Source organism: Flavobacterium sp. T50_26 (genome assembly GCF_057652995.1).
In genome coordinates this window covers 119,122-141,518 of the sequence record NZ_JBYFCC010000007.1, presented here as the reverse complement: position 1 = coordinate 141,518, position 22,397 = coordinate 119,122, and the positions used below count along the sequence as shown (strand labels likewise).

The 22,397-nt window shown below is 33.5% G+C and carries 24 protein-coding genes; 12 read left to right on the top strand and 12 right to left on the bottom strand.

The window, feature by feature from the left end; translation table 11 throughout:
* Nucleotides 1–86: 86 nt before the first annotated feature.
* The 6 genes from AC23MC_RS06075 to ychF form a co-directional block, all read right to left on the bottom strand.
* Complete coding sequence (locus tag AC23MC_RS06075; protein WP_487567519.1) at nt 87–2,786, bottom strand: DNA gyrase/topoisomerase IV subunit A; 2,700 nt, start codon at nt 2,784–2,786, stop codon at nt 87–89.
* Between the two features lie 25 nt (nt 2,787–2,811).
* Complete coding sequence (locus tag AC23MC_RS06070; protein ID WP_487567518.1) at nt 2,812–3,951, bottom strand: PDDEXK nuclease domain-containing protein; 1,140 nt, start codon at nt 3,949–3,951, stop codon at nt 2,812–2,814.
* A 45-nt stretch (nt 3,952–3,996) separates the two neighbouring features.
* Complete coding sequence (locus AC23MC_RS06065) at nt 3,997–5,853, bottom strand: DNA topoisomerase IV subunit B (protein ID WP_487567517.1); 1,857 nt, start codon at nt 5,851–5,853, stop codon at nt 3,997–3,999.
* A 128-nt stretch (nt 5,854–5,981) separates the two neighbouring features.
* Nucleotides 5,982–6,665, bottom strand: a complete 684-nt coding sequence (locus AC23MC_RS06060; protein WP_487567516.1) for a TIGR02117 family protein — start codon at nt 6,663–6,665, stop codon at nt 5,982–5,984.
* A gap of 3 nt (nt 6,666–6,668) precedes the next feature.
* Nucleotides 6,669–7,637: a transglutaminase domain-containing protein gene (locus tag AC23MC_RS06055; protein ID WP_487567515.1), complete on the bottom strand. Its 969-nt coding sequence runs from the start codon at nt 7,635–7,637 to the stop codon at nt 6,669–6,671.
* A 429-nt stretch (nt 7,638–8,066) separates the two neighbouring features.
* Entirely contained in the window at nt 8,067–9,161 is a 1,095-nt protein-coding gene (gene ychF, locus AC23MC_RS06050; RefSeq protein ID WP_487567514.1) for a redox-regulated ATPase YchF, read from the bottom strand.
* Nucleotides 9,162–9,417: 256 nt separating this feature from the next.
* On the opposite strand from ychF, the gene AC23MC_RS06045 reads away from it, so the two are divergent.
* Complete coding sequence (locus AC23MC_RS06045) at nt 9,418–9,954, top strand: hypothetical protein (protein ID WP_487567513.1); 537 nt, start codon at nt 9,418–9,420, stop codon at nt 9,952–9,954.
* A gap of 50 nt (nt 9,955–10,004) precedes the next feature.
* On the opposite strand, the gene AC23MC_RS06040 is transcribed toward AC23MC_RS06045, so the two are convergent.
* Genes AC23MC_RS06040 through AC23MC_RS06030 form a run of 3 tightly spaced genes read right to left on the bottom strand, consistent with a single transcriptional unit; the run spans nt 10,005 to nt 11,896 of the window.
* Nucleotides 10,005–10,982 (bottom strand): carboxypeptidase-like regulatory domain-containing protein, encoded by a 978-nt coding sequence (locus AC23MC_RS06040; protein ID WP_487567512.1) that lies wholly within the window; start codon nt 10,980–10,982, stop codon nt 10,005–10,007.
* Nucleotides 10,983–11,036: 54 nt separating this feature from the next.
* Nucleotides 11,037–11,504, bottom strand: a complete 468-nt coding sequence (locus tag AC23MC_RS06035; protein ID WP_487567511.1) for a hypothetical protein — start codon at nt 11,502–11,504, stop codon at nt 11,037–11,039.
* 41 nt (nt 11,505–11,545) lie between these two features.
* Entirely contained in the window at nt 11,546–11,896 is a 351-nt protein-coding gene (locus tag AC23MC_RS06030; protein ID WP_248433628.1) for a 4Fe-4S dicluster domain-containing protein, read from the bottom strand.
* A gap of 125 nt (nt 11,897–12,021) precedes the next feature.
* On the opposite strand from AC23MC_RS06030, the gene AC23MC_RS06025 reads away from it, so the two are divergent.
* The 8 genes from AC23MC_RS06025 to AC23MC_RS05990 all read left to right on the top strand — a co-directional run bounded on the left by AC23MC_RS06025 (nt 12,022) and on the right by AC23MC_RS05990 (nt 17,624).
* Entirely contained in the window at nt 12,022–13,080 is a 1,059-nt protein-coding gene (locus tag AC23MC_RS06025) for an acyl-CoA reductase (RefSeq protein ID WP_487567510.1), read from the top strand.
* 123 nt (nt 13,081–13,203) lie between these two features.
* Nucleotides 13,204–14,274, top strand: a complete 1,071-nt coding sequence (serC, locus tag AC23MC_RS06020; protein ID WP_487567509.1) for a 3-phosphoserine/phosphohydroxythreonine transaminase — start codon at nt 13,204–13,206, stop codon at nt 14,272–14,274.
* A 2-nt stretch (nt 14,275–14,276) separates the two neighbouring features.
* The gene (locus AC23MC_RS06015; protein WP_487567508.1) at nt 14,277–14,870 is read left to right on the top strand and encodes a GNAT family N-acetyltransferase; all 594 of its coding nucleotides are present in this window, start codon (nt 14,277–14,279) and stop codon (nt 14,868–14,870) included.
* A 62-nt stretch (nt 14,871–14,932) separates the two neighbouring features.
* Nucleotides 14,933–15,892: a D-2-hydroxyacid dehydrogenase gene (locus AC23MC_RS06010; protein WP_487567507.1), complete on the top strand. Its 960-nt coding sequence runs from the start codon at nt 14,933–14,935 to the stop codon at nt 15,890–15,892.
* Nucleotides 15,893–15,960: 68 nt separating this feature from the next.
* Complete coding sequence (locus tag AC23MC_RS06005; RefSeq protein WP_487567506.1) at nt 15,961–16,518, top strand: hypothetical protein; 558 nt, start codon at nt 15,961–15,963, stop codon at nt 16,516–16,518.
* Nucleotides 16,519–16,623: 105 nt separating this feature from the next.
* A complete protein-coding gene (locus AC23MC_RS06000) occupies nt 16,624–17,058 on the top strand; it encodes a DUF6146 family protein (RefSeq protein ID WP_487567505.1) in 435 nt (144 codons plus the stop codon).
* A gap of 11 nt (nt 17,059–17,069) precedes the next feature.
* The gene (locus tag AC23MC_RS05995) at nt 17,070–17,264 is read left to right on the top strand and encodes a GldL-related protein (RefSeq protein ID WP_487567504.1); all 195 of its coding nucleotides are present in this window, start codon (nt 17,070–17,072) and stop codon (nt 17,262–17,264) included.
* Between the two features lie 33 nt (nt 17,265–17,297).
* Nucleotides 17,298–17,624: a DUF6787 family protein gene (locus AC23MC_RS05990; RefSeq protein ID WP_487567503.1), complete on the top strand. Its 327-nt coding sequence runs from the start codon at nt 17,298–17,300 to the stop codon at nt 17,622–17,624.
* A gap of 38 nt (nt 17,625–17,662) precedes the next feature.
* On the opposite strand, the gene AC23MC_RS05985 is transcribed toward AC23MC_RS05990, so the two are convergent.
* Genes AC23MC_RS05985 through msrA form a run of 3 tightly spaced genes read right to left on the bottom strand, consistent with a single transcriptional unit; the run spans nt 17,663 to nt 19,365 of the window.
* Nucleotides 17,663–17,956: a hypothetical protein gene (locus AC23MC_RS05985; protein ID WP_487567502.1), complete on the bottom strand. Its 294-nt coding sequence runs from the start codon at nt 17,954–17,956 to the stop codon at nt 17,663–17,665.
* Between the two features lie 52 nt (nt 17,957–18,008).
* The gene (folE, locus tag AC23MC_RS05980) at nt 18,009–18,677 is read right to left on the bottom strand and encodes a GTP cyclohydrolase I FolE (protein WP_487567501.1); all 669 of its coding nucleotides are present in this window, start codon (nt 18,675–18,677) and stop codon (nt 18,009–18,011) included.
* Between the two features lie 40 nt (nt 18,678–18,717).
* Nucleotides 18,718–19,365: a peptide-methionine (S)-S-oxide reductase MsrA gene (gene msrA, locus AC23MC_RS05975; RefSeq protein ID WP_487567500.1), complete on the bottom strand. Its 648-nt coding sequence runs from the start codon at nt 19,363–19,365 to the stop codon at nt 18,718–18,720.
* A 144-nt stretch (nt 19,366–19,509) separates the two neighbouring features.
* Here msrA and AC23MC_RS05970 point away from each other — a divergent pair, with 144 nt between their 5' ends.
* Genes AC23MC_RS05970 through AC23MC_RS05960 form a run of 3 tightly spaced genes read left to right on the top strand, consistent with a single transcriptional unit; the run spans nt 19,510 to nt 22,379 of the window.
* Entirely contained in the window at nt 19,510–20,217 is a 708-nt protein-coding gene (locus AC23MC_RS05970; RefSeq protein WP_487567499.1) for an ABC transporter ATP-binding protein, read from the top strand.
* Entirely contained in the window at nt 20,217–20,981 is a 765-nt protein-coding gene (locus AC23MC_RS05965) for a TIGR02757 family protein (RefSeq protein ID WP_487567498.1), read from the top strand. The genes AC23MC_RS05970 and AC23MC_RS05965 overlap by 1 nt, the downstream gene beginning before the upstream one ends.
* A gap of 54 nt (nt 20,982–21,035) precedes the next feature.
* A complete protein-coding gene (locus AC23MC_RS05960) occupies nt 21,036–22,379 on the top strand; it encodes a DEAD/DEAH box helicase (protein ID WP_291095234.1) in 1,344 nt (447 codons plus the stop codon).
* The last annotated feature ends 18 nt before the right edge of the window (nt 22,380–22,397 follow it).

Sequence of the window (22,397 nt, the reverse complement as noted above, 5' to 3'; positions counted from 1 at the left end):
TTGAAAAAAGGGTTCAACTCTAATTAAAAAGTCAAACCCCTTTATTTTTAAACTTACACACTTTTTAGGATAGTGTCAGTCAAAAACTAATCCAAACTCAATGTAATTTGCCCATCATCATCCAATTCGGTTTGAATATCATCCGAAACATTATCTTCATTGGATACTTCCATTTCTTCCGGAATTTCTTCAATTGGTTCTTCGTATGGTAGCGATTCCAGCAAATTTATTTGCTTAATTTTATCTGTAGTTAGCTGATTTCCAAGAGCTTTTATCCCTTTCACAGCAATAAACTGCTCGATATCAACCGTTTGATTGTCTTTTTGAACTCCTTTTACTTTGGCATAAATAACCTCAGCAACCGGTCGCCAATCAGTAGAAACAATTTCTAACTGTGATTTCTCATGTTCGGTAATAAAAACTTCTTCTTTATTTTCATTTTCAATTAAGAAACGTTTCACAAAATAGCGATCTTTTTCTCCATCATAATAAATGGCAGAAATTGGTTTTTTAGGATGCCATTTTTCTAAAACCACCATATCTTCATCAAAATGTGTTGTCAATTCAGGAATAATAGTTTTTAATTTTCCGGATTGATTCACGACCAAAATTCGGTCATTCGGACGGAATTCGCCCAACAACTCGCCTCTTCCATCTACATTCAAACGTTGCACAGTATCATCAAACCAAATTTTTCTTGGTCGTAAGGTTGAAATACCTTTTTCCTTTAATTCGATTTTTTTAATCGGGTATTTGGTTACGGTATTTCCGCGAGAAGCTCGTCCTTTAATAGCAATATCGGCAAAATCCACATCCCATTTCAATTTTTTAATGCTTCCCACTTGTCGCAATAAAATCGTCACAACTTCTGCTTCACCATTTGGATTAGCCGAAAAATAAGAAACCATCGAACCTGCTTTTTCCTGTGTTAGATCGTAAAATTTATCTCTCGTCACACCGGAAACATTGAATCGTTTGATGAAAGTGGAACCATTTTTACCATCGCGATAAATCATATTATAAATGGTTCGTTTATCGTTTTTATCAAAAATGGCAATGTGAATAATATCTTTTCCGATGAATTTTTTGTCATCTACTTTTGTCACCATCATTTTTCCGTCGCGTAGAAAAACAATCACATCATCAATATCGGAACAATCGGCAACATATTCATCTTTTTTGAGGCCGGTTCCCATAAAACCTTCTTCTTTGTTGACGTATAATTTTGTGTTTCGCAAAACAACTTTCGTTGCTTCAATCGTATCAAAACTTCGCAATTCGGTTTGACGTTCTCTTCCTTTACCGTATTTGTCTTTTAATTTTAAGAAGAAATCAATCGCAAAATCAATAATATGATTCAAATGATGTTTCACTTGTTCCATTTCGGCTTCCAACTTCGCAATAGCATCATCCGCTTTATCCGAATCGAATCGTGTGATACGAATCATCGGAATTTGCGTTAATTTCTGCAAATCATCATCATTAATTTCTCGAACAAATGATTTTAAAAACGGCTTAAATCGATCATACATATACGTATACAACGATTCACGGTCGGAGTACAATTTAAAATCAATATACATTTCTTCTCGAATGAAGATTTTTTCTAACGTAGAAAAATGCCATTTGTTTTCGAGTTCATCCAATTGAATTTCCAACTCACGTTTCAACAAATCCACCGTTCGATGGGTCGAAATTTTCAACATATCGGAAACACCGATAAACAACGGTTTATGGTTTTCAATCACACAACCTAGCGGAGCAACCGAAGTTTCGCAAGCGGTGAAAGCATACAACGCATCAATGGTTTTATCAGGAGAAACACCCGGCGGAAGATGAATTAAAATTTCAACTTCGGCTGCGGTATTATCTTCAATTTTTTTGACTTTAATTTTACCTTTTTCGTTGGCTTTCAAAATACTGTCAATCAACGTTCCGGTGTTGGTAGAAAACGGAATTTGCGTAATCACCAACGTTTGTTTGTCCAATTGCGAAATTTTTGCTCGCACACGCACACGACCACCACGCAATCCATCATTATAGTTGGAAACATCGGCAATTCCGGCAGTTGGAAAATCGGGAAATAAGGTAAAAGGTTTGTTTTTTAATATTTTAATCGAACAATCAATCAATTCAATGAAATTGTGTGGTAGCACTTTCGTTGATAAACCCACGGCAATTCCTTCTGCACCTTGAGCTAACAACAGTGGGAATTTCACCGGAAGATTGATGGGTTCTGCCCGACGACCGTCATACGAAACTCCCCATTCGGTAATTTTTGGAGAAAATAAAATATCGTGACCCAACTTTGAAATTCGGGCTTCAATGTAACGAGAAGCCGCGGCACTGTCTCCGGTTAGGATATTTCCCCAGTTTCCTTGCATGTCGATGAGTAAATCTTTCTGACCGATTTGCACCATCGCATCGCCAATACTTGCATCTCCGTGTGGGTGATATTGCATCGTGTGACCAACGATATTCGCCACTTTGTTATAGCGACCGTCATCGAGTTCTTTCATTGAGTGCATAATTCGGCGTTGAACCGGTTTAAAACCATCTTCAATTGCCGGAACCGCACGCTCCAAAATTACATAGGAAGCATAATCGAGAAACCAATCCTTATACATTCCGGTCACTTTTGTGATGGTATCTTCGGGGTTTTCGTCGTTTTCGTAAAAATGTTTGTTACTAAAAACTTTTACGTCGTCAAAACCTTGTTCTTGGCTCGACTCGTTCAGTTCCTCGTTTTCATCGTCTGGGATGATGTTTTCTTCGTCTTCGTTCATTTATGCTGAATTTATTTTCAGTATATTATTTAGTTTCAATCAATCGTTTAAAATCTTCTTTGCTTGGTAAAATGGTTTTGTACTTACTGGCAAAAATTTGTTCGTTTCCTTCCGGCAAAGTGTATTCTACCAATAAGTTACTTTTGTTTTGACACAATACAATTCCGATGGTTTTGTTTTCGCCTTCCAACCGCATTTCTCTGTCATAATAATTCACATACATTTGCATCTGACCTAAATCTTGATGCTTGAGTTCGCCAATTTTTAAATCGATCACCACAAAACTTCGCAACACTCTGTTATAAAAAACCAAATCGATTCTGAAATGCTTATCATCAAACGAAATTCTTTGTTGACGAGATACGAATGCAAATCCTTGTCCTAATTCCAATAGAAAATGCTCTAGTTTATTGATGATTTCTTGTTCTAATTCTGATTCAGAATACTGATGCAATTCGGGTAATCCTAAAAATTCTAAAATGTATGGATCTTTAATGATGTCTTTTGGTTTCTCAACTATTTGACCTTCTTGAGATAATTTCAAAATACCTTCTTTATCTCTACTCAAAGACAATCTTGTGTATAAAGCGGAATCGTATTGTCTTTTGAGTTCACGAACACTCCAATTGTTTTTCTCCGTTTCTATTTCATAAAAACTTCGCTCATTTTCATCATCAATTCGCATTAAAAATGAATAATGCGACCAAGTCAATTTAAAAAACGAAAACAGCGTCTGCGTTTTTGAGTTTTTAAATTCCGTAGACGGTGTTTGTGTTTTTTGTAAATCCAATTCCGTAGACAGTGTCTGTGAAATTGGAAATTCAGGTTCCACAATCACTGATTGTGTTTTTTGTATTTCAAATATCCGAGACAGTGTCTCTGATTTTGAGTAAATCATATAAAATTTTCGGATTTGTTCTAAATTACTCAGTGAAAACCCTTTCCCAAATTCCCTCGTCAATTCCTTTGAAAGTTCTTTCAAAACTTGTTTGCCATACGCTGCTCTTTCTTTTCCATTTTGTTCTTCTTCTACAATCATTCTTCCAATTTCAAAATAGGTATAAACCATTGTTGAATTAATTGTACGAATAACTTGTTGTTGAGCATTTTTTACTAACGCAACAACTTGTTGAAACAGCACTTTATTTTGAATTTCTCCTGACAATGGCAACAATTTTAAACCACCTTAAACACTTAAACTTTTAAACTTTTAATTCTTCTCAATCGTATCCAACTCCACTTTCAAATTATTGATGATAAACTCTTGTCTATCCGGGGTGTTTTTACCCATATAAAATTCTAACAGTGTTTCGATGGAAGTGGCTTTATCCAACATTACCGGATCTAATCGAATACTCTCCCCAATAAAATTCTTGAATTCGTCTGGCGAAATTTCTCCCAATCCTTTGAATCGGGTGATTTCCGGTTTTGGTTTTAATTTTTCTATGGCATCCACTCGTTCTTGATCGCTGTAACAATAAATCGTTTCTTTTTTATTTCGAACACGGAATAATGGTGTTTGCAAAATATACAAATGTCCGTCTTTGATTAATTCGGGGAAAAATTGCAGGAAAAAAGTAATCAACAACAAACGAATATGCATACCATCCACATCGGCATCGGTCGCAATTACAATGTTGTTGTAACGCAAATCTTCCATTGATTCTTCGATGTTTAAAGCCGCTTGCAACAAGTTGAACTCTTCGTTTTCGTAAACGATTTTTTTACTCATTCCATAAGAATTCAACGGCTTTCCACGTAAACTAAACACGGCTTGCGTATTCACATCACGACTTTTAGTAATCGAACCCGAAGCGGAATCTCCCTCAGTAATAAAAAGCGTACTTTCTAAACTTCTTGGATTTTTCGCATCGGTTAAATGCACTCGGCAATCGCGTAATTTTTTATTGTGTAAACTCGCTTTCTTTGCTCGGTCTTTCGCTAATTTTCGAATACCGGAAAGTTCTTTGCGTTCTCGTTCAGCTTGAAGAATTTTACGTAAAAGTAAATCGGCAACTTCCGGATTTTTATGTAAAAAGTTATCGAGTTTTTTCGAAATGAAATCGTTAATGAATGTACGAACCGTCGGCCCTTTTGGTCCAATATCTGTAGAACCTAATTTGGTTTTAGTCTGACTTTCAAAAACCGGTTCTTCAACTTTAACTGCAATTGCCGAAACAATTGATTTTCTGATATCTGACGGATCAAAATCTTTTTTATAAAACTCACGAATGGTTTTTACAATTGATTCACGAAATGCGTTCAAATGCGTTCCTCCTTGCGTTGTATTTTGTCCGTTAACGAATGAATGGTACTCTTCTGAATACTGTGATTTACTGTGTGTGATAGCAATTTCAATATCGTCTCCCGAAAGATGAATGATTGGATAAATCATATCTTCCTCCGTAATATTTTCTTCTAATAAATCTTTTAAACCATTTTCAGAATAATACTTTTCGCCGTTATAATAAATTGTTAATCCCGTATTGAGGTAACAATAATTTTTGAGCATTTTGATGATGTACTCATTACGGTATTTGTAGTTTTTAAAAATCGTTTCATCGGCAATAAACGCCACTTTGGTTCCGCGACGTTTGGTTGTTTCTTGAATATCTTCTTCCAACGTTAAATTTCCGGCAGAGAATTCAGCTGCTTTTTGTTGGTTGTCACGAACGGATTCCACACGGAAATAATTGGACAAGGCATTCACGGCTTTTGTTCCAACTCCATTCAATCCAACTGATTTTTTAAAGGCTTTGGAATCGTATTTACCTCCGGTATTCATTTTGGAAACTACATCGACTACTTTTCCTAACGGAATTCCACGACCGTAATCACGTACCGTTACTAGTTTATCTTTGATAGTAACTTCGATGGTTTTACCGGCACCCATGACATATTCATCGATACAGTTATCTAAGGTTTCTTTCAACAAAATATAGATACCGTCATCGGGGGACGAACCATCTCCGAGTTTTCCGATATACATACCGGGTCGCATTCGGATGTGTTCTTTCCAATCGAGGGAACGAATATTGTCTTCGGTGTATTGATTTTGCTCTGACATAGCGGAATTATGGATTTTGTGCTAATATAGCGGATAAAGCAAAATTTTAAAAGGAATATGATTTAAAGTTATTAAGAAACATATTGACAGAGTTGATTTCTGTTGTCTGTTATCTGTTGTCTGAATTTTTATTGATAATGATAGAAAATTCCTTTGTCTGCCGGAGTCCAAAAAGCAGTTTTCATATCGGCTTTTTTTAGGGCTTGATTTGCCCAGGTATTACAAGTATAAAACAAGTTGTAGGTTCGATGAGCTTCATAAAAACTGTCATTTTTGCCATAGGTTGTAGCGTCAATAAAAATGGGATTTCCGATGCTATCATACTGAAAACTAGCTTCGATAAAAGTAATTAATTTTTGATATTGTTCTTTCGAAATTTCAATTTTTACACAATTTTCATTTTCTTGAATTTGTTTGTAAAATGTGGTGTGCATTGCCGAAGTTCCGAGGTTAAAGGCTGCGTTGAAAGCTGTGCTAAATTTTAAATCAGACCATTCCGGTGTGTCGAGATAAAAACCTTTGTCTCCCCAACCGAAAGCTAGAAATTGATGGGTCGAATCTTTAGATTTTATTTTTTCAAATTTTATTTTTTCTGACCAATCTTTTAAATCGGTTTTAATGGGTAAAACCAAATCAGTATGAACGCCGTTTGATTTGATGTAAATTTCATATTCTTTTGCATTCTCCGATTGATTTTTATTAACCGGAATGATAGAAAAAATAACTGCTGAAATTCCGTAAATCAGTAACAATAAGATGATTGACAAAACAAATTTCAGCAGTAATTTGAAAGTTAATATAACAATTTTCATCTACTATTTTTTAGGAGGTAGGACTTTAAAAGTTACAAAGGTTATATTCTCCAAATATATAGTAATAAATCTTCCGTATGATTTTTTATAGATAATTTCAAATTCAACTACATTATCCTCTAAAATTTTATGATTAAAAGGAATGCGTTGATTTGGTTTTCCCTCAAAAAGTATGCTTTCAATTTGGGTTAGATTTTTTAATCTAAAAGAAAGTTTTTGACCATCAACCGCTTGAAGAACACCTTTATTATCTAACAAAATAATTCCTTTTTCGGGAAAAGGGAAATAATGTAATGGAAGATTTTCAAACCAATCTCTATTTAAGGTTTTGTCGAGCCACTTTCCGTCTTCGGGGAAATGTTTCATGAAAAATAGCTGCTCGGGTGTATCAAAATAGAAATCGCTGTATCTTTTGCTGAATTTAGATGTGCTAGATTCGGCAAAACCTGAACCCCAAGTAGCATCGAGTAGTATCCAACGATTATCGGCAAAAACGGCATTCCACGTGTGATTCAACGGTTTGGATGAGACTCCGATTTGAACGGGAGAAACCCGACCAAAACCTGAAATGGATTGCACTTTTAACCCAACTCTTTCAGCAATTTCGTGGTATAATTCAGTGAAATGTTGGCAAACTCCTTTTCGACTTCGGAAAGCTTGATTAATTCTTTTTTGTCGTAATTCTTCCACTTTTTGATCAAATTGTTCTTTGGATTCGTATTTGATGGCAACGGTAGTTGGATTTTGTGCCAATTTCATATCATAATTGATGGAATTGGCAACCCAAACATACACAGCTCTAGCTTTATCATAATCAGTTGTGAAATCGGATTGAATTTTGTCGGCTAGTTTATCAATGGATGAAAAGGATTTTGGATAATCTAGTACTTTTTTATCGACGGGATGAATTTCTTGTGCGGAAAATGTACTGAAAACAAATAGAAATAGAACGGTTATGTTTTTGATAATCATAGAATAATTCAGTTGAATTTGATAATTAAATTAGCAATTAACGTACCGTAAAAAGTTAGGTTCTTGTTAAAGTTGCGGGTTGCGGGTTATCTGTTTTTATGAAAAACTTTGATAGCACAGTTTCTGCCCCCGATTGAAACGGAAAGCATTTTGCAGGCTTGTTGGACATTTTCTTGCCGAAAAAGAGCGACCTTGTGAAGCTCCTTTTTTGGCTTAGAAAATGCCAACAAGACAAAAAATCTTGGAGTGGAAAGCGGGAAATGGCAGCAAAATAGTTGGCAGTGTTCAGTTTTTAGTATTCAGTCACAGTTTTCAGTTGCAGTTTTCAGTTGCAGTTTTCAGTTGCAGTTTTCAGTTAATGAAATAAAAAAAACTGCTGAATTTCTTCAACAGTTTTGTCTATTTTCTTTTCTCTATTTTCTAATTTCTTTACACATTAAAACGGAAATGCATCACATCGCCATCTTTTACAATGTATTCTTTTCCTTCTACGCGAAGTTTTCCGGCTTCTTTTACTTTGGCTTCTGAGCCGAAATTGGAGTAATCTTCGAACGCAATTACTTCGGCACGGATGAATCCTTTTTCGAAATCGGTGTGAATCACTCCGGCTGCTTTTGGAGCGGTATCGCCAATGTTGATGGTCCACGCTCGAACTTCTTTAACACCGGCTGTGAAATACGTTTGTAGGTTTAATAATTTATAAGCGGCACGAATTAACACGGCAGAACCTGGTTCGGTTAAACCCATGTCTTCTAAGAAAACTTGGCGTTCTTCGTAGCTTTCTAATTCGGTAATATCGGCCTCTGCTCCTACTGAAAGTACGATTACTTCGGCTTGTTCGTCTTTTACTAATTCACGAACATGGTCAACGTATTTGTTTCCGTTTACGGCTGAAGCTTCATCCACATTACACACATATAAAACCGGTTTGGAAGTAATTAATTGAAATTCTTCCATTAATTCAACTTCGTCTTGGTTTTGCGGAATGATTGTTCGAGCCGATTTTGCTTGTAATAAGGCTTCACGAATTCGGTCTAACAACGCTTTTTCTACTTGAGCTTCTTTATTTCCGGTTTTGGCGGCACGATTGGTTTTTTCTAAACGTTTTTCAACTGTTTCTAAATCTTTTAGTTGCAATTCGATATCGATTGTTTCTTTGTCACGAATTGGGTTTACGTTTCCATCAACGTGAACGATATTGTCGTTATCAAAACAACGCAACACGTGAATAATGGCGTTACATTCTCTGATGTTTCCTAAAAATTGGTTTCCTAAACCTTCGCCTTTGCTGGCACCTTTTACCAATCCGGCAATGTCAACAATATCAACGGTTGCCATTTGAACACGTTCCGGTTTTACCAATTCTTCCAAACGAGCAATTCGCGGATCGGGAACGTTTACCACACCAATATTAGGTTCGATTGTGCAAAAAGGAAAGTTGGCACTTTGTGCTTTTGCATTTGATAAACAATTAAAAAGGGTTGATTTTCCAACATTGGGTAATCCTACAATTCCTGCTTTCATTTTTTAGGTAATGGGTTATTGGTTGTCTGTTTTAGGTTGTCTGTTATCTGTTTTTCTGTTATCAGACGACTGAAAACTGACAACTGACAACAGAATACTGTCTGAAAACGGGTGCAAATATAGTTTATAATATTGAAAGATTAAAACTTATCAAATCAGCAAGTGTGAATTGTGTAAACCTAACTGAAAATTGTGTAATGCCGCATTATTGCTTGAGATGTACCTTTACAGTATGGAAACATTAAAATCACAAACTATGAAACTAGCAGCAATAACATTATTCGTATTAACCTTCTCATTAAGTCAAGCTCAGAATAAAAATGTGGTTGACGAAACTAAAAAAACAATCATCACCGTTAACGATGGTGAAAAAGAGACAAAGACAGTAAAAAACGAGAATACACGTGAAGTTCAAATGATTGAATTGGATGGGAAAAAAGACGAAACTGTAAACCGAGATGTCAAACCTTCTCCAACAATTGTTGAATCTTCTACAGAAATTATTAATCCGGATGGAAGTGTGAGAATTGTAGATGTTGATCGTACAAATTACTACACGTTAAATGGACAAAAATATAAAGTAGAACTTGATTCACAAGGTTATTCGTTACTTTCTGAGAACAATAAGAATATTGGAAAAATCAGAAAAACTACTACAAACAGTTTCATTTTTGCCGGGAAAAACAAAACAGCAATTGCCTATTTTGATACCAATGGAAACTTAGTATTAGAATCGTATAATCCAAAAACAGATACGGTTACTTTTGAAACTTATACAGTTTTGAAAGATTAATTTAACCCTAAGTTCCCTTTAGAATCCTGAGTTTCGGCTCAGGATTTTTTTTATTTGGGTTCAAAATCCAAAGGCAACATGTCGCCAAACCGCTTTTTTGAAATTTCGCCCGAAAAATCAATTTGGTCTATGTGGGTGTGATTTCCGAATGCATCAACATAAAACTCTGATGTTTTAAAAATAATTTTTGACTGTTCGTTGTTGTTATACAACATATTAAAACTTTTGAAGAATTTTGATGTAGATGGAAAGTTTGTAGTGATTTGATTTCCATTTACTTTAATCAATTTCATAGTATTGGCATCCGAAATTTCAAAATGAAAATCTGGATTGGTAGGATAACTTCCTTCAAATAAAATAAATTCTTTCTTTCCCCATTTTTTCTCGATCAAATTTTTAAAAAAATGTTTAGAAGAACCTAAATAAGAAGCAATCCTGTTCTTTTCATACGATTTGGTAACTTCTTCTATTTCTTTAAAAAAAGAGGTTACAGCAAAGTAACTACCTCGTAAATAGTCATTTGACAATGTTCTTTTATTGTAAGCAACATAAAAATCAATTAAATCAATTTCAATAACATAGCCTAAATAATTATTTCTAACTTTTAATTTTTCATCGGCAAACGCAGTTAATTTGAATTCTTTGGAAGTGTATGAAAACTGAATTGCATCTTCATTAAGAATAACGCAATTTTTTCCACCTTTGGTTTTTCCTAAAAATTGCTCTCTAAAAACTTTCAACATTTCTTTTCTGGAAAATGGAATAGGTTCTAAAACCACTTCTTTTAAAACCATAGAACTTGGCTTTAATTGAATATTAATTGACGACTGAATACTATTCAAATAAACTGATTCATAGCCTATATAACTGATAACTAAGGTAGCATTGGGTAAAGATTGTAACTTTAATTCAAAAAAACCATTATTATCAGTGGTGGTTCCGATTGTAGTTCCGTCAAAATAAACGGAGACGCCAAATAAAGGTGAATTATTTTCATCAACAATTTTTCCGTTGATTGTTTGAGCCATTATTTGACTAAAGCAAAAAAACATCATTAATATCATCAATTTTACTTTCATAACTTAAACTCGTTCGTTTTTGAATAATGGATGTGGCTTTCGTTTTGTTCGTTTAGGTGTAAAGAAAATAGAATAAATAACAGGCAACGTAAAAATAATTGAAAAAACAATTATAATTTCGTTAGAAGTAAACCAAAAATGAGTTACCGTAGCTATATGAACTGGTGAATTTGATTTATTTAAAAGAATTTTTACTTTCTCATTAACTTCAAATCCATTTGTTACAGACCAAGCTGGATTGGTAATTATAAATTTTTGATTGTTTAGATGATATTCTATTGTTGGTACAATAACTCTTTTATAACCAACTACGTAATTTAAGCCATTTCTACTATTGTAATATTTTTGATTTACATAATCAATTGCAATTATATTTCCATCCACCTTTTTGTGTGAAAGATAAATGATTGATTTGTATGAAAAAAACAAAATCAATACTCCAGACATGGTAAGTAAAAATATTCTGAGCATAGTAAAAAAAACCTCAAGAATTCTTGAGGTTAAAATGTGTTTTATTCGTTATGTAAAAATGCTTGCCTGTTCAAAAGTGTTTCTTCACTTTCCACATGATTATCATCCGGAACACAACAATCTACCGGACAAACGGCAGCACATTGAGGTTCTTCGTGAAAACCTTTGCATTCTGTACATTTTCCAGGAACAATGTAATAAATATCGTCTGAAATTGGTGTTTGAGCCGCTTCAGCATCAATTTCGGTACCATCGGGCAAAATAACTTTTCCACTCAATTTGGTTCCGTCTTTATATCGCCAATCGTCTGCTCCTTCGTATATTGCCGTGTTTGGACATTCGGGTTCACAAGCTCCGCAATTGATACATTCGTCTGTTATAATGATTGCCATTTTTTCTTTGATTAAAATTTAAAGATAAGAAATACTATTAACTTTCAACAATTGAGTTTTGCCAACTTTCAATTTCTTATTTTTGTGCAAAATTACAATCAAAAGACGTTATAAACAAGTATCAAATGTTACAAAAAAATAAAATATCAAGTTTTGTTGAATTAGGAAAGTTTTTGGCTCAATTTTCATTGGATAATTCCCAGCTAAATCATGAGGTTCAACACAATGACCGCTTTTTTGATTCATTTGAAACATTGTTGGCATTTTCGCAATCACATAACGGTTGGTTTACACAAGAACAGGTTTATTTTGCTGTGAATTCTTGGGCAGAAGCTTTAACGGATGAAAACTTATCAAAATGGCTTTCTAACTATGATTTTTCAACTATTCAACCCAAAACAATCGGATTAATTTTAGCAGGAAATATTCCGCTAGTTGGATTTCACGATTTTTTATCGGTGTTAATTTCAGGACATAACGTTTTAGTGAAAACTTCCTCTAACGACCAACACTTAATTAAATTTTTAGCCAATTATTTGATTGCTGTTAATGAAAGTTTGGAAGAAAGAATCAAATTTACAGATGGGAAATTAGAAAATTTTGATGCTGTAATTGCCACCGGAAGCAACAACACTGCTCGTTATTTTGAATATTATTTTAAGAACAAACCTTCCATTATTAGAAAAAACAGAAATTCTGTTGCCATTTTAAATGGAAATGAATCCCACGAAGATTTAGTAAATTTAGGCGAAGATATTTTTCGCTATTTTGGTTTAGGATGCAGAAATGTTTCTAAGTTATTTGTTCCAAAAGGATATAATTTTGATACTTTTTTCAAAGCCATTTTTGAATACCAAGACGTAATTCATTATGAGAAATATTCAAATAATTACGATTACAACAAAGCTGTTTTTTTAATGAGTAATTTCAAATTATTGGACAACGGATTTTTAACTTTAAAAGAAGATCAAAGCTACTCCTCACCTATTTCTTCTGTTTTTTATGAAAATTATGAATCCTTATCGGAGTTGAAACAACGTTTAGAAAATGATAAAGAACTAATTCAGTGTATCGTTTCGAATAATTTAACCGAGAACAGCATCACATTTGGTCAAACACAGAAGCCACAACTTTGGGATTATGCTGATAGTGTTGACACATTGGAATTTTTGATTTCGGTTTAGAATTTCTTTTTAACTACAACGTTTTTGTTAATAACCTATAATAAAAACCGCATACAAAAATCGGTCTTTTCACTATGAATTTCAGAAATTTGCAATTCAATTTTTTGAAATCAAACTTCCATAATGAAAAAACATAACTACAGTGCAGGTCCATGCATTTTACCTCAAGAGGTATTTGAAAAATCTGCTCAAGCCATTTTAAATTTTAATAATTCAGGTTTATCAATTTTAGAAATTTCACACCGTAGCAAAGATTTTGTTGCTGTGATGGATGAAGCAAGAGCTTTAGCTTTAGAACTTTTAGGATTAGAAGGAAAAGGTTATCAAGCATTGTTTTTACATGGTGGAGCAAGTTTAGAATTTTTAATGATTCCGTACAACTTGATGAAAGTAAATGGAAAAGCAGCTTATTTAGACACCGGAACGTGGGCAAATTCTGCCATCAAAGAAGCCAAACATTTTGGTGAAACGGTTGTAGTTGCTTCGTCAAAAGCGGAAAATTACAATCATATTCCAACAGGATATGTGGTTCCTTCAGATGCAAATTATTTTCATTGCACATCAAACAATACGATTTTTGGAACGCAAATAAAAGAATTTCCAAACCTAGACATTCCAATGGTTTGTGATATGAGTTCCGATATTTTTTCGCGAACATTAGACTTTTCAAAATTTGATTTAATTTATGCCGGAGCTCAAAAAAATATGGGTCCAGCGGGTACAACTTTGGTCGTTGTAAAAGAAGAAATTTTAGGAAAATCCGGCAGAACTATCCCTAATATGTTAGATTATGTTCAACATATTGAAAAAGAAAGTATGTATAATACACCTGCTGTTTTTCCGGTTTATGCATCACTTTTAACCTTACAATGGTTGAAAAATTTAGGAGGAATTGCCGCAATAGAAAAAGTAAATGAAGCAAAAGCAAATTTATTATATACCGAAATAGACCGCAATCCATTATTTAAAGGAACTGCTGTTGCTGAATTCAGAAGTAATATGAATGCAACATTTTTGTTGAATGATGAAAGCCACGCTCCTACTTTTGATAAACTTTGGAAAGATGCCGGAATTTCAGGTTTACCAGGTCATCGTTCAGTTGGTGGTTACAGAGCTTCGATGTATAATGCGATGCCATTGGAAAGTGTGCAGGTTTTAGTGTCTGTAATGCAAGAATTAGAGAAAGTGGTTTAAGTATGCATTTCGACTTCAAAGAAGAATATATTTTAGAAAATGATGTAGTTCGTTTACAACCATTGCAATCAACTGATTATGAAAAATTAGTTGAGTTTTCTATAAATGAACCTGAACTTTGGAGTTTTAATGCAAATAGTCCTGATAGTCCTGAAAATTTAAAAAAATACATTGATAGAACTTTATTACAAAAAGAAAGACAAGTAGAATATCCATTTATTGTTTTTGATAAAGTAAAGCATAAAATAGCAGGAAGTACTCGCTTTTATAACATAAACTTAGAAGCAAAACATTTAGAAATTGGTTTTACTTGGTACGGAAAAGAATTTCAAGGAACTTCTTTAAATAAAAATTGTAAATTTTTACTTTTAGAATTCGCTTTCGAAAAGATGCTAATGGAAAGAGTTGGATTTAGAGCCAATAATTTAAATGTACGAAGCATCAATGCAATGAAAAGTATTGGTTGTGTTGAAGAAGGTATTTTGAGAAATTTTAGTACCGATGCAAAAGGAGAACGAATCGATGCAATAGTATTAAGTATATTAAAAAATGAATGGTTTGATAGTGTCAAACAGAATTTAAAAAATAGAATATAGAAAAATTTTAGTTGAGTTTTCAAACTTTTAAACTCATAAACATTTAAACTCGTAAACAAATAATGAAAGTACTAGCCAACGACGGAATTTCTCCAAGCGGAATTAAAGCCCTAGAAAAAGGAGGATTTGAAGTAATTACAACAAAAGTTGCCCAAGAACAAGTGGCTAACTTTATCAACGCAAACCAAGTAAGCGTAATTTTAGTACGAAGTGCAACTAAAGTTAGAAAAGATATCATCGATAATTGTCCGAGTCTAAAAATCATCGGTCGTGGAGGTGTTGGTATGGATAACATAGACATTGCTTATGCTCGTGAAAAAGGAATCCATGTAATTAATACTCCAGCATCATCGTCAGAATCGGTGGCAGAATTGGTTTTTGCTCATTTATTTTCAGGTGTTCGTTTTTTACACGATGCCAATCGAAATATGCCTTTGGAAGGAGATACCAATTTTGAAGGTTTGAAAAAAGCCTATGCAAACGGAATCGAATTAAGAGGAAAAACCCTTGGAATTATCGGTTTTGGACGAATTGGTCAAGCAGTGGCAAAAATGGCTCTTGGTTTAGGAATGAAAGTTATTGCTTCTGATAAATATGTTGGCGAAGCTGTAATTCGTGTAGATTTTTACAACGGTCAATTCATAAATGTCGACATCGTTACCGAACCAATGGAAGATTTATTAAAACATTCTGACTTTGTTACGTTACACGTTCCTGCACAAGACGGCTACGTAATTGGCCGTGAAGAATTAAACATAATGAAAGACAATGTTGGAATTGTAAATGCGGCTCGTGGAGGTGTGATTGATGAAGTTGCATTGGTAGAAGCATTAGATGAAGGAAAAGTATTATTTGCCGGTTTAGATGTTTTTGAAAACGAACCAACTCCTGAAATCAAAATATTGATGCATCCTAATATTTCACTAACTCCTCATATTGGTGCTGCGACTTTAGAAGCTCAAGATCGAATTGGAACTGAACTGGCAGAACAAATTATAAGTTTATTGAAAACAGAAAAATAATATTGGCTTCGCATAAAGTTATCATAATATTGTATAACTTCGTATAAATAATTTTAAAAGCCAACAATATGTTAGATCAATTAACACAGTTAGTTCAGCAATTCGGAGACCAAGCAGTTGTAAAAAACAACGCAATTCCTAACGAATTGAACGACAGCGTAATGAAAGAAACCGGAAGTTCTTTGCTTTCAGGATTGCAAAAAATGGCATCCGATGGAAAGCTAGAACAATTAGCCGGACTATTTCAAGGAAACAATGCCGGTTCTTCATCAAATCCAGTAGTAAAACAGCTTATTGAACAAGTTTCCGGAAATTTAGGACAAAAATTTGGCCTAGAAAGTAGTGCCGCTAATGGAGTGTCATCAAACATGATTCCGCAAATATTGGGTTCATTAATTGGTAAAGCAAAAGATCCAAACGTAAAAGGTTTTGATGTTTCAGATTTAGTGAGTGCTATTTCCGGAGGTTCTGGAAATTCCAATTTAATGGATATGGTCACTAAATATGGCGGTCAGTTTGGTTTAGATCAAAATAATGATGGAAAAGTAGATATGCAAGATGCAATGTCAGCAGTTACCAAAAAAGGTGGACTCGGTGGTTTACTAGGGAAATTGTTTGGAAAATAATTAAACAGTAAAATGAAAAATTAAAACCACTTCTTTTGGAGTGGTTTTTTTGTTAAAAATGGCTAATTAAATAACTAAATCATTCGTTTTTTGTACTTTTATAGTATGAAAAATGTAGTTTTTATAATCTCTTTGTGTTTTATAATTTACGCTTGTTCAAGTAGTAAACAAACTTCCTCTATTTCACAAAATGAAAATCATTCCACAGCTTCAGATACTGTGAGAATTGCTAATGAAGAGTTGGAATACGAAATAATAATCATTGAACCTGGTTTTAATTCATGGCTAGTAAGTCGTGCCATGCCAAGAAATTTTCATTCTCAAACTTACATGGAATCTAGAAATCAAGTTTGGGTAAACGAATATAATAATCGTGTTTTGCAGAGTATGCGTTATGACCCAAATCTTTATCAAATGCAAATTGATTACAGACGAGGAATTGATTACGGATACGAAGTAAATTATATGTTATTTAATTATTTAGTCTATTTTCAGCAAACATATAAACAGCAACTCGGCGGATTTACAGCCAGATTATAATTTCAATACTCATGATTCAAAAATTTATCTATATCATTATCTCCTTTCTTCTCGGAATATTTTTTGTCATTATAGGAGCTTTCTTCAAAATTACTCATGTTTCAAATGGAAATTTATTCTTACTTTTAGGAATGCTATTTAAATGTTTAGCTCTAATTTTGTTGATTATAAAAATCGTTAAACAGCCCAAAAAAGAAAAGATTTAAAATTTTATTTTCTTTGAAAACTTCTTATAATTTATGAAAAAATTAAAAGCCCGTTGGGGAGTAACTTCAAACTTTCAACTCGTAGTCATTTTTATTGTTTTTGCAATTACCGGTTCTGTTTCCGCTTATTTATCAAAACCATTTACAAATTATATTGGATTAACAAGTGAAAATTTAGGTTGGCTTTATTTGCCCATCCGTTTAATTGCTATTTTTCCAATTTATCAGGTTTTATTGGTTCTATTTGGATTTATTTTCGGACAATTTGAATTCTTTTGGGCTTTTGAAAAAAAAATGCTTCGCAGTATGAAATTAGGTTTTATCGCTAATTGGTTTGAAAAAAAGGCTGCCGCAAAATAAAAAACTGCAATGATTAGATTGCAGTTTTGTGAATGTTTTTATTTCTTTTTTATAAGATAGGTATAAATCCATGTTATGGTAAAGGTCGGAATAAAATCTATTCCTGGTAATAATTCTTCAACAAAAACAATAAATCCTCCAACTGTTCCCACTGTTCCTTTATACATTCGCATCAAAATTAATCCGGCAATTGGTGCCCAAATAACATCTGATATCGTTCCAAAAATCGGAACTAAATAGGATAGCATTCCAATACCATCAAAAATAAGACTTAAAACTAAATCTCTTGATTTTGTATCTTTAACTGATTGAACAGCAACTTCTTTTGTCATTGTTTGAAATTTAATAATTTAAAATAATAACGACAAAAGTGATGCCAAATTATTATTCTTTCTTTAATAAATTAAAAAAGTCATTTCTATTCTCTTTTTCAGAAAAAATTCCGCCATATTGAATGGTTGAAGTATAACTCGAACTGTCTTTAATTCCGCGACTTGAAACACATAAATGTTCGGCTTCCACCACAACAATTACATCTTCAGTATTTAAAACAGTTTTTAATTCATTAAAAATTTGCATAATCATTCGTTCTTGCACCTGCGGTCTTCGGGCAAAATAATCAACAATTCGATTTAATTTTGACAAACCAATCACTTTTCCATTCGAAACATAACCAATATGAGCTTTTCCGATTATTGGTAAAAAATGATGTTCACAAGTTGAATTGAAACTGATGTTTGCTTCAACCAGCATTTTGTCATAATGATAACTGTTTTCAAAAACGGAAATTTTCGGTTTATTTGCAGGATTTAAACCGCTAAAAATTTCTTGAATAAACATTTTTGCCACTCGATGCGGAGTTCCACGCAAACTGTCATCCGTCATATCCAAACCCATTTCTTCCATAATTATATGAAAGTGTTTTTCGATAGTTGCCATTTTTTCTAAATCAGATTTGTCAAAAGCATCCGGTCTCAAAGGAGTTTCAGCCGAAGTCATCTGATGTTCATCACCCAAAAGTTCAAATAATTCTTTTTCAATGTGGTTATTCATAGCGTTTGTTTTTTTGAGATTCTTATTAACTTTTGCGTAATTAATTTTTCAATTTATCTTTAAAATTCTTTTTCAATTTATCAATTTTAGGTGTAATGACATAACTGCAGTACGATTGAGTTTTGTTTAAATTGTAATAATTCTGATGATAATCTTCCGCTTCATAAAAAACAGAAGCCGCTGAAACTCTCGTCACAATTGGATTTTTAAACGTTTTTTCATTTGTCATCAATTTAATATAATCTTCAGTCAATTGTTTTTGGTTATCATTATAGTAAAACACTTCGCTTCGATATTGCGTTCCTACATCATTTCCCTGACGGTTTAATGTTGTTGGATCGTGTGTAGCAAAGTAAATTTCCAATAACTCTCCAAATGAAACAATTTTTGGGTCAAAAGTGATTTGAATTGCTTCTGCATGACCGGTCATTCCTGTTCCGATGTCTTTATACGTTGGATTTTTTGTTGTTCCGCCTATGTAGCCTGAAACTACTTTTTTAACGCCTTCAATTTCTAAAAAAACTGCCTCTGTACACCAAAAACATCCACCGGCAAAAGTGGCTAGTTCAAATCCGTTTTCTACATTCATTTTTACTGGTTGTTTATTTTCTAAAAAAACACTTTTTTTCTCTTGTGATTGGCACGAAAGAGTTGAGAAGGCAATTAGTATTAAAATTAATTTTTTCATTACAATTTTTTGTTTAACAAATATACCACAATATTAAACAAAACTACATCTTTAACGTAATTTTATTATTTATGATACGATAAATAGAACTGATACGGTTTCAAAATCTCTAAAATCTTTGTTACTTTGTAAAAATAGTTTCAGATGATACAAGCAAAAGGAATTCATAAATATTTTGACCAACTACATGTATTAAAAGGTGTTGATTTAGTAATTAATAAAGGAGAGGTTGTATCGATTGTAGGTGCATCTGGTGCCGGAAAAACAACGCTTCTTCAAATTTTAGGAACGTTAGAAAAACCTTCAAAGGAAAACGGAACTTCCTTAGTAATTGATGGTGAATCGGTTTTAGATATGAATGACAAGCAGTTATCAAAATTTAGAAACCAAAAATTGGGATTCATTTTTCAGTTTCATCAGCTATTACCTGAATTTACTGCGTTGGAAAATGTCTGTATTCCGGCTTTTATTGCAGGAAAATCAAAACCTGAAGCCGAAGAAGAAGCTATAAAACTACTCAATTATCTAGGTTTATCGCATCGAATGAGCCACAAACCTGGTGAGCTTTCCGGTGGAGAACAACAACGTGTGGCAGTTGCTAGAGCTTTAATCAATAAACCGGCTGTAATTTTCGCAGATGAACCTTCGGGAAATTTAGATACTACTTCTGCAGAAAATTTACACGAATTGTTTTTTAAATTACGAGATGAATTCGGGCAAACGTTTGTAATTGTCACACACAATGAAACATTAGCGAATATGGCCGACAGAAAATTAATCATGAAAGATGGTCTATTTGATCAAAATTCAGGTTGGATTGATTTTTCATCTTTACCAAATGCAACTGTTTAATGAATCAAACGGAATTAAAAGAATTTCTGGACGAAAAAGTTCAACTTTACAACCATCCAAAATTTATTGAAAGTGATCCAATTCAAATTCCGCATCTTTATACCTTAAAAGAAGATATTGAAATTGCAGGATTCTTGGCCGCCACCATTTCGTGGGGAAATCGCAAAATGATCATCAATAATAGTCAAAAATTAATGGCTAAATTAGGTAATTCACCCTACGATTTTGTAATGAATCATAACGAAAATGATTTGGAGAGATTGAATGATTTTGTCCATCGCACTTTTAATGGAACAGATTGTGTTTCCTTTATCAAAGCATTGAAAAACATTTATCAAAACCACAATGGCTTGGAAAGTGTTTTTAGTAAAAACATACAAATCAAAACGTTACAACAAAATATTTCCATTTTCAAATCCGTATTTTTTGAAATTGAACATAACTATCGCACACAAAAGCACGTTTCTGATCCAATGAATAATTCGGCCGCAAAACGAATCAATATGTTTTTACGATGGATGGTAAGAAACGATAATGCCGGAGTTGATTTGGGCATTTGGAACTCCATTTCACCCTCTCAACTTTCATGTCCGCTCGATGTTCATTCCGGAAATGTAGCCCGAAAATTAGGTTTGCTTACGCGAAAGCAAAACGACGCAAAAGCACTTTTTGAGTTAGATTCCAACTTACAAAACTTGGATAAAAATGATCCTGTAAAATATGATTTTGCTCTATTTGGATTAGGTGTTTTTGAAGGATTTTAGTCGGTTTTAGACATTGATTTAAAATTCCGTACCTTTGCAAAAATTATTTTTTTTATGTCTACTTTTCTGGATTTTGATTTACCTAAATCATTGCAAAAAGCAATTGATGAATTAGGTTTTACAACCCCAACTCCTATTCAAATTAAATCGATGCCAGTCATTTTATCCGGTCGCGATATGATGGGAATTGCTCAAACCGGAACCGGAAAGACTTTTGCATACTTACTGCCGATTTTAAAACATTGGAAATTTCAAAATACCCACACACCACGGGTTTTGATTTTAGTTCCAACACGTGAATTAGTCGTTCAAGTTGCCGAAGAAGTCGTAAAATTGACCCAATACATGTCGGTTCGAACCTTAGGCGTTTATGGAGGTGTAAACATCAATACCCAAAAAACAGCCGTTTATCAAGGTGTCGACATTTTAGTAGGAACACCAGGAAGAGTAATGGATTTGGCTTTAGATAATGTAATTCGATTTGATGAAATTCAGAAATTAGTGATTGATGAATTTGATGAAATGCTAAACTTAGGTTTTCGTTTTCAAGTGACTTCCATCCTAACGATGTTAAAGTCAAAAAGACAAAACATCCTTTTTTCGGCTACAATGACGGATGAAGTAGATGATATGTTGGATGAATATTTTGACTTTCCTGTTGAAGTTTCATTGGCTCCATCGGGAACGCCTTTAGAAAAAATTACGCAAATTGGTTATAAAGTGCCCAATTTTCTAACTAAATTAAATTTACTAAAAGAACTTCTACATTCCGATGAAAGTATGTCGCGATTGCTGATTTTCATCAACAATAAAAAAACAGCTGATTTAGTTTCTGTAGCTTTGGAAGAAGAATTTCCGGATCAGTTTGGTTTGATTCATTCGAATAAATCGCAAAATTATCGTTTGAATACGATGGCTTCGTTTCAAGCAGGAGAAATCAGAGGAATTGTAACTACTGATGTAATGGCTCGTGGTTTGGATATTTCTGATATCACCCACGTTGTCAATATGGAATTTCCTGAAGTTCCTGAACAATATGTACACAGAATTGGTCGAACCGGTCGTGCCGATAAAACCGGTGTGGCAGTAAGTTTTGTGAGTCCGAGAGAAGAAGAAATTCAAATTGAAGCCGAAATTTTAATGGAAAAGGAAATTGAGTTTCTACCACTTCCTAACATCGAAATCGAAGAAAAAGTACTTGAATTCGAAAAAGAAAAGAGAAAAATGAAAGTGCTTTTGAAACGTCCAAAGAAAGAAGGTGGCGAAGCATTTCACGATAAAAAAGATAAAAATAAAAAGGTAAATCTTGGTGGTCCCGGAAAAAGAACGCCAAGAAAAACCGAATCGAGAAATCGAGGTGTGGAACGAAAAAGAGATGAGAAAAGAAAGAAAAAATAAATGTTTTTCTTCTCCCAA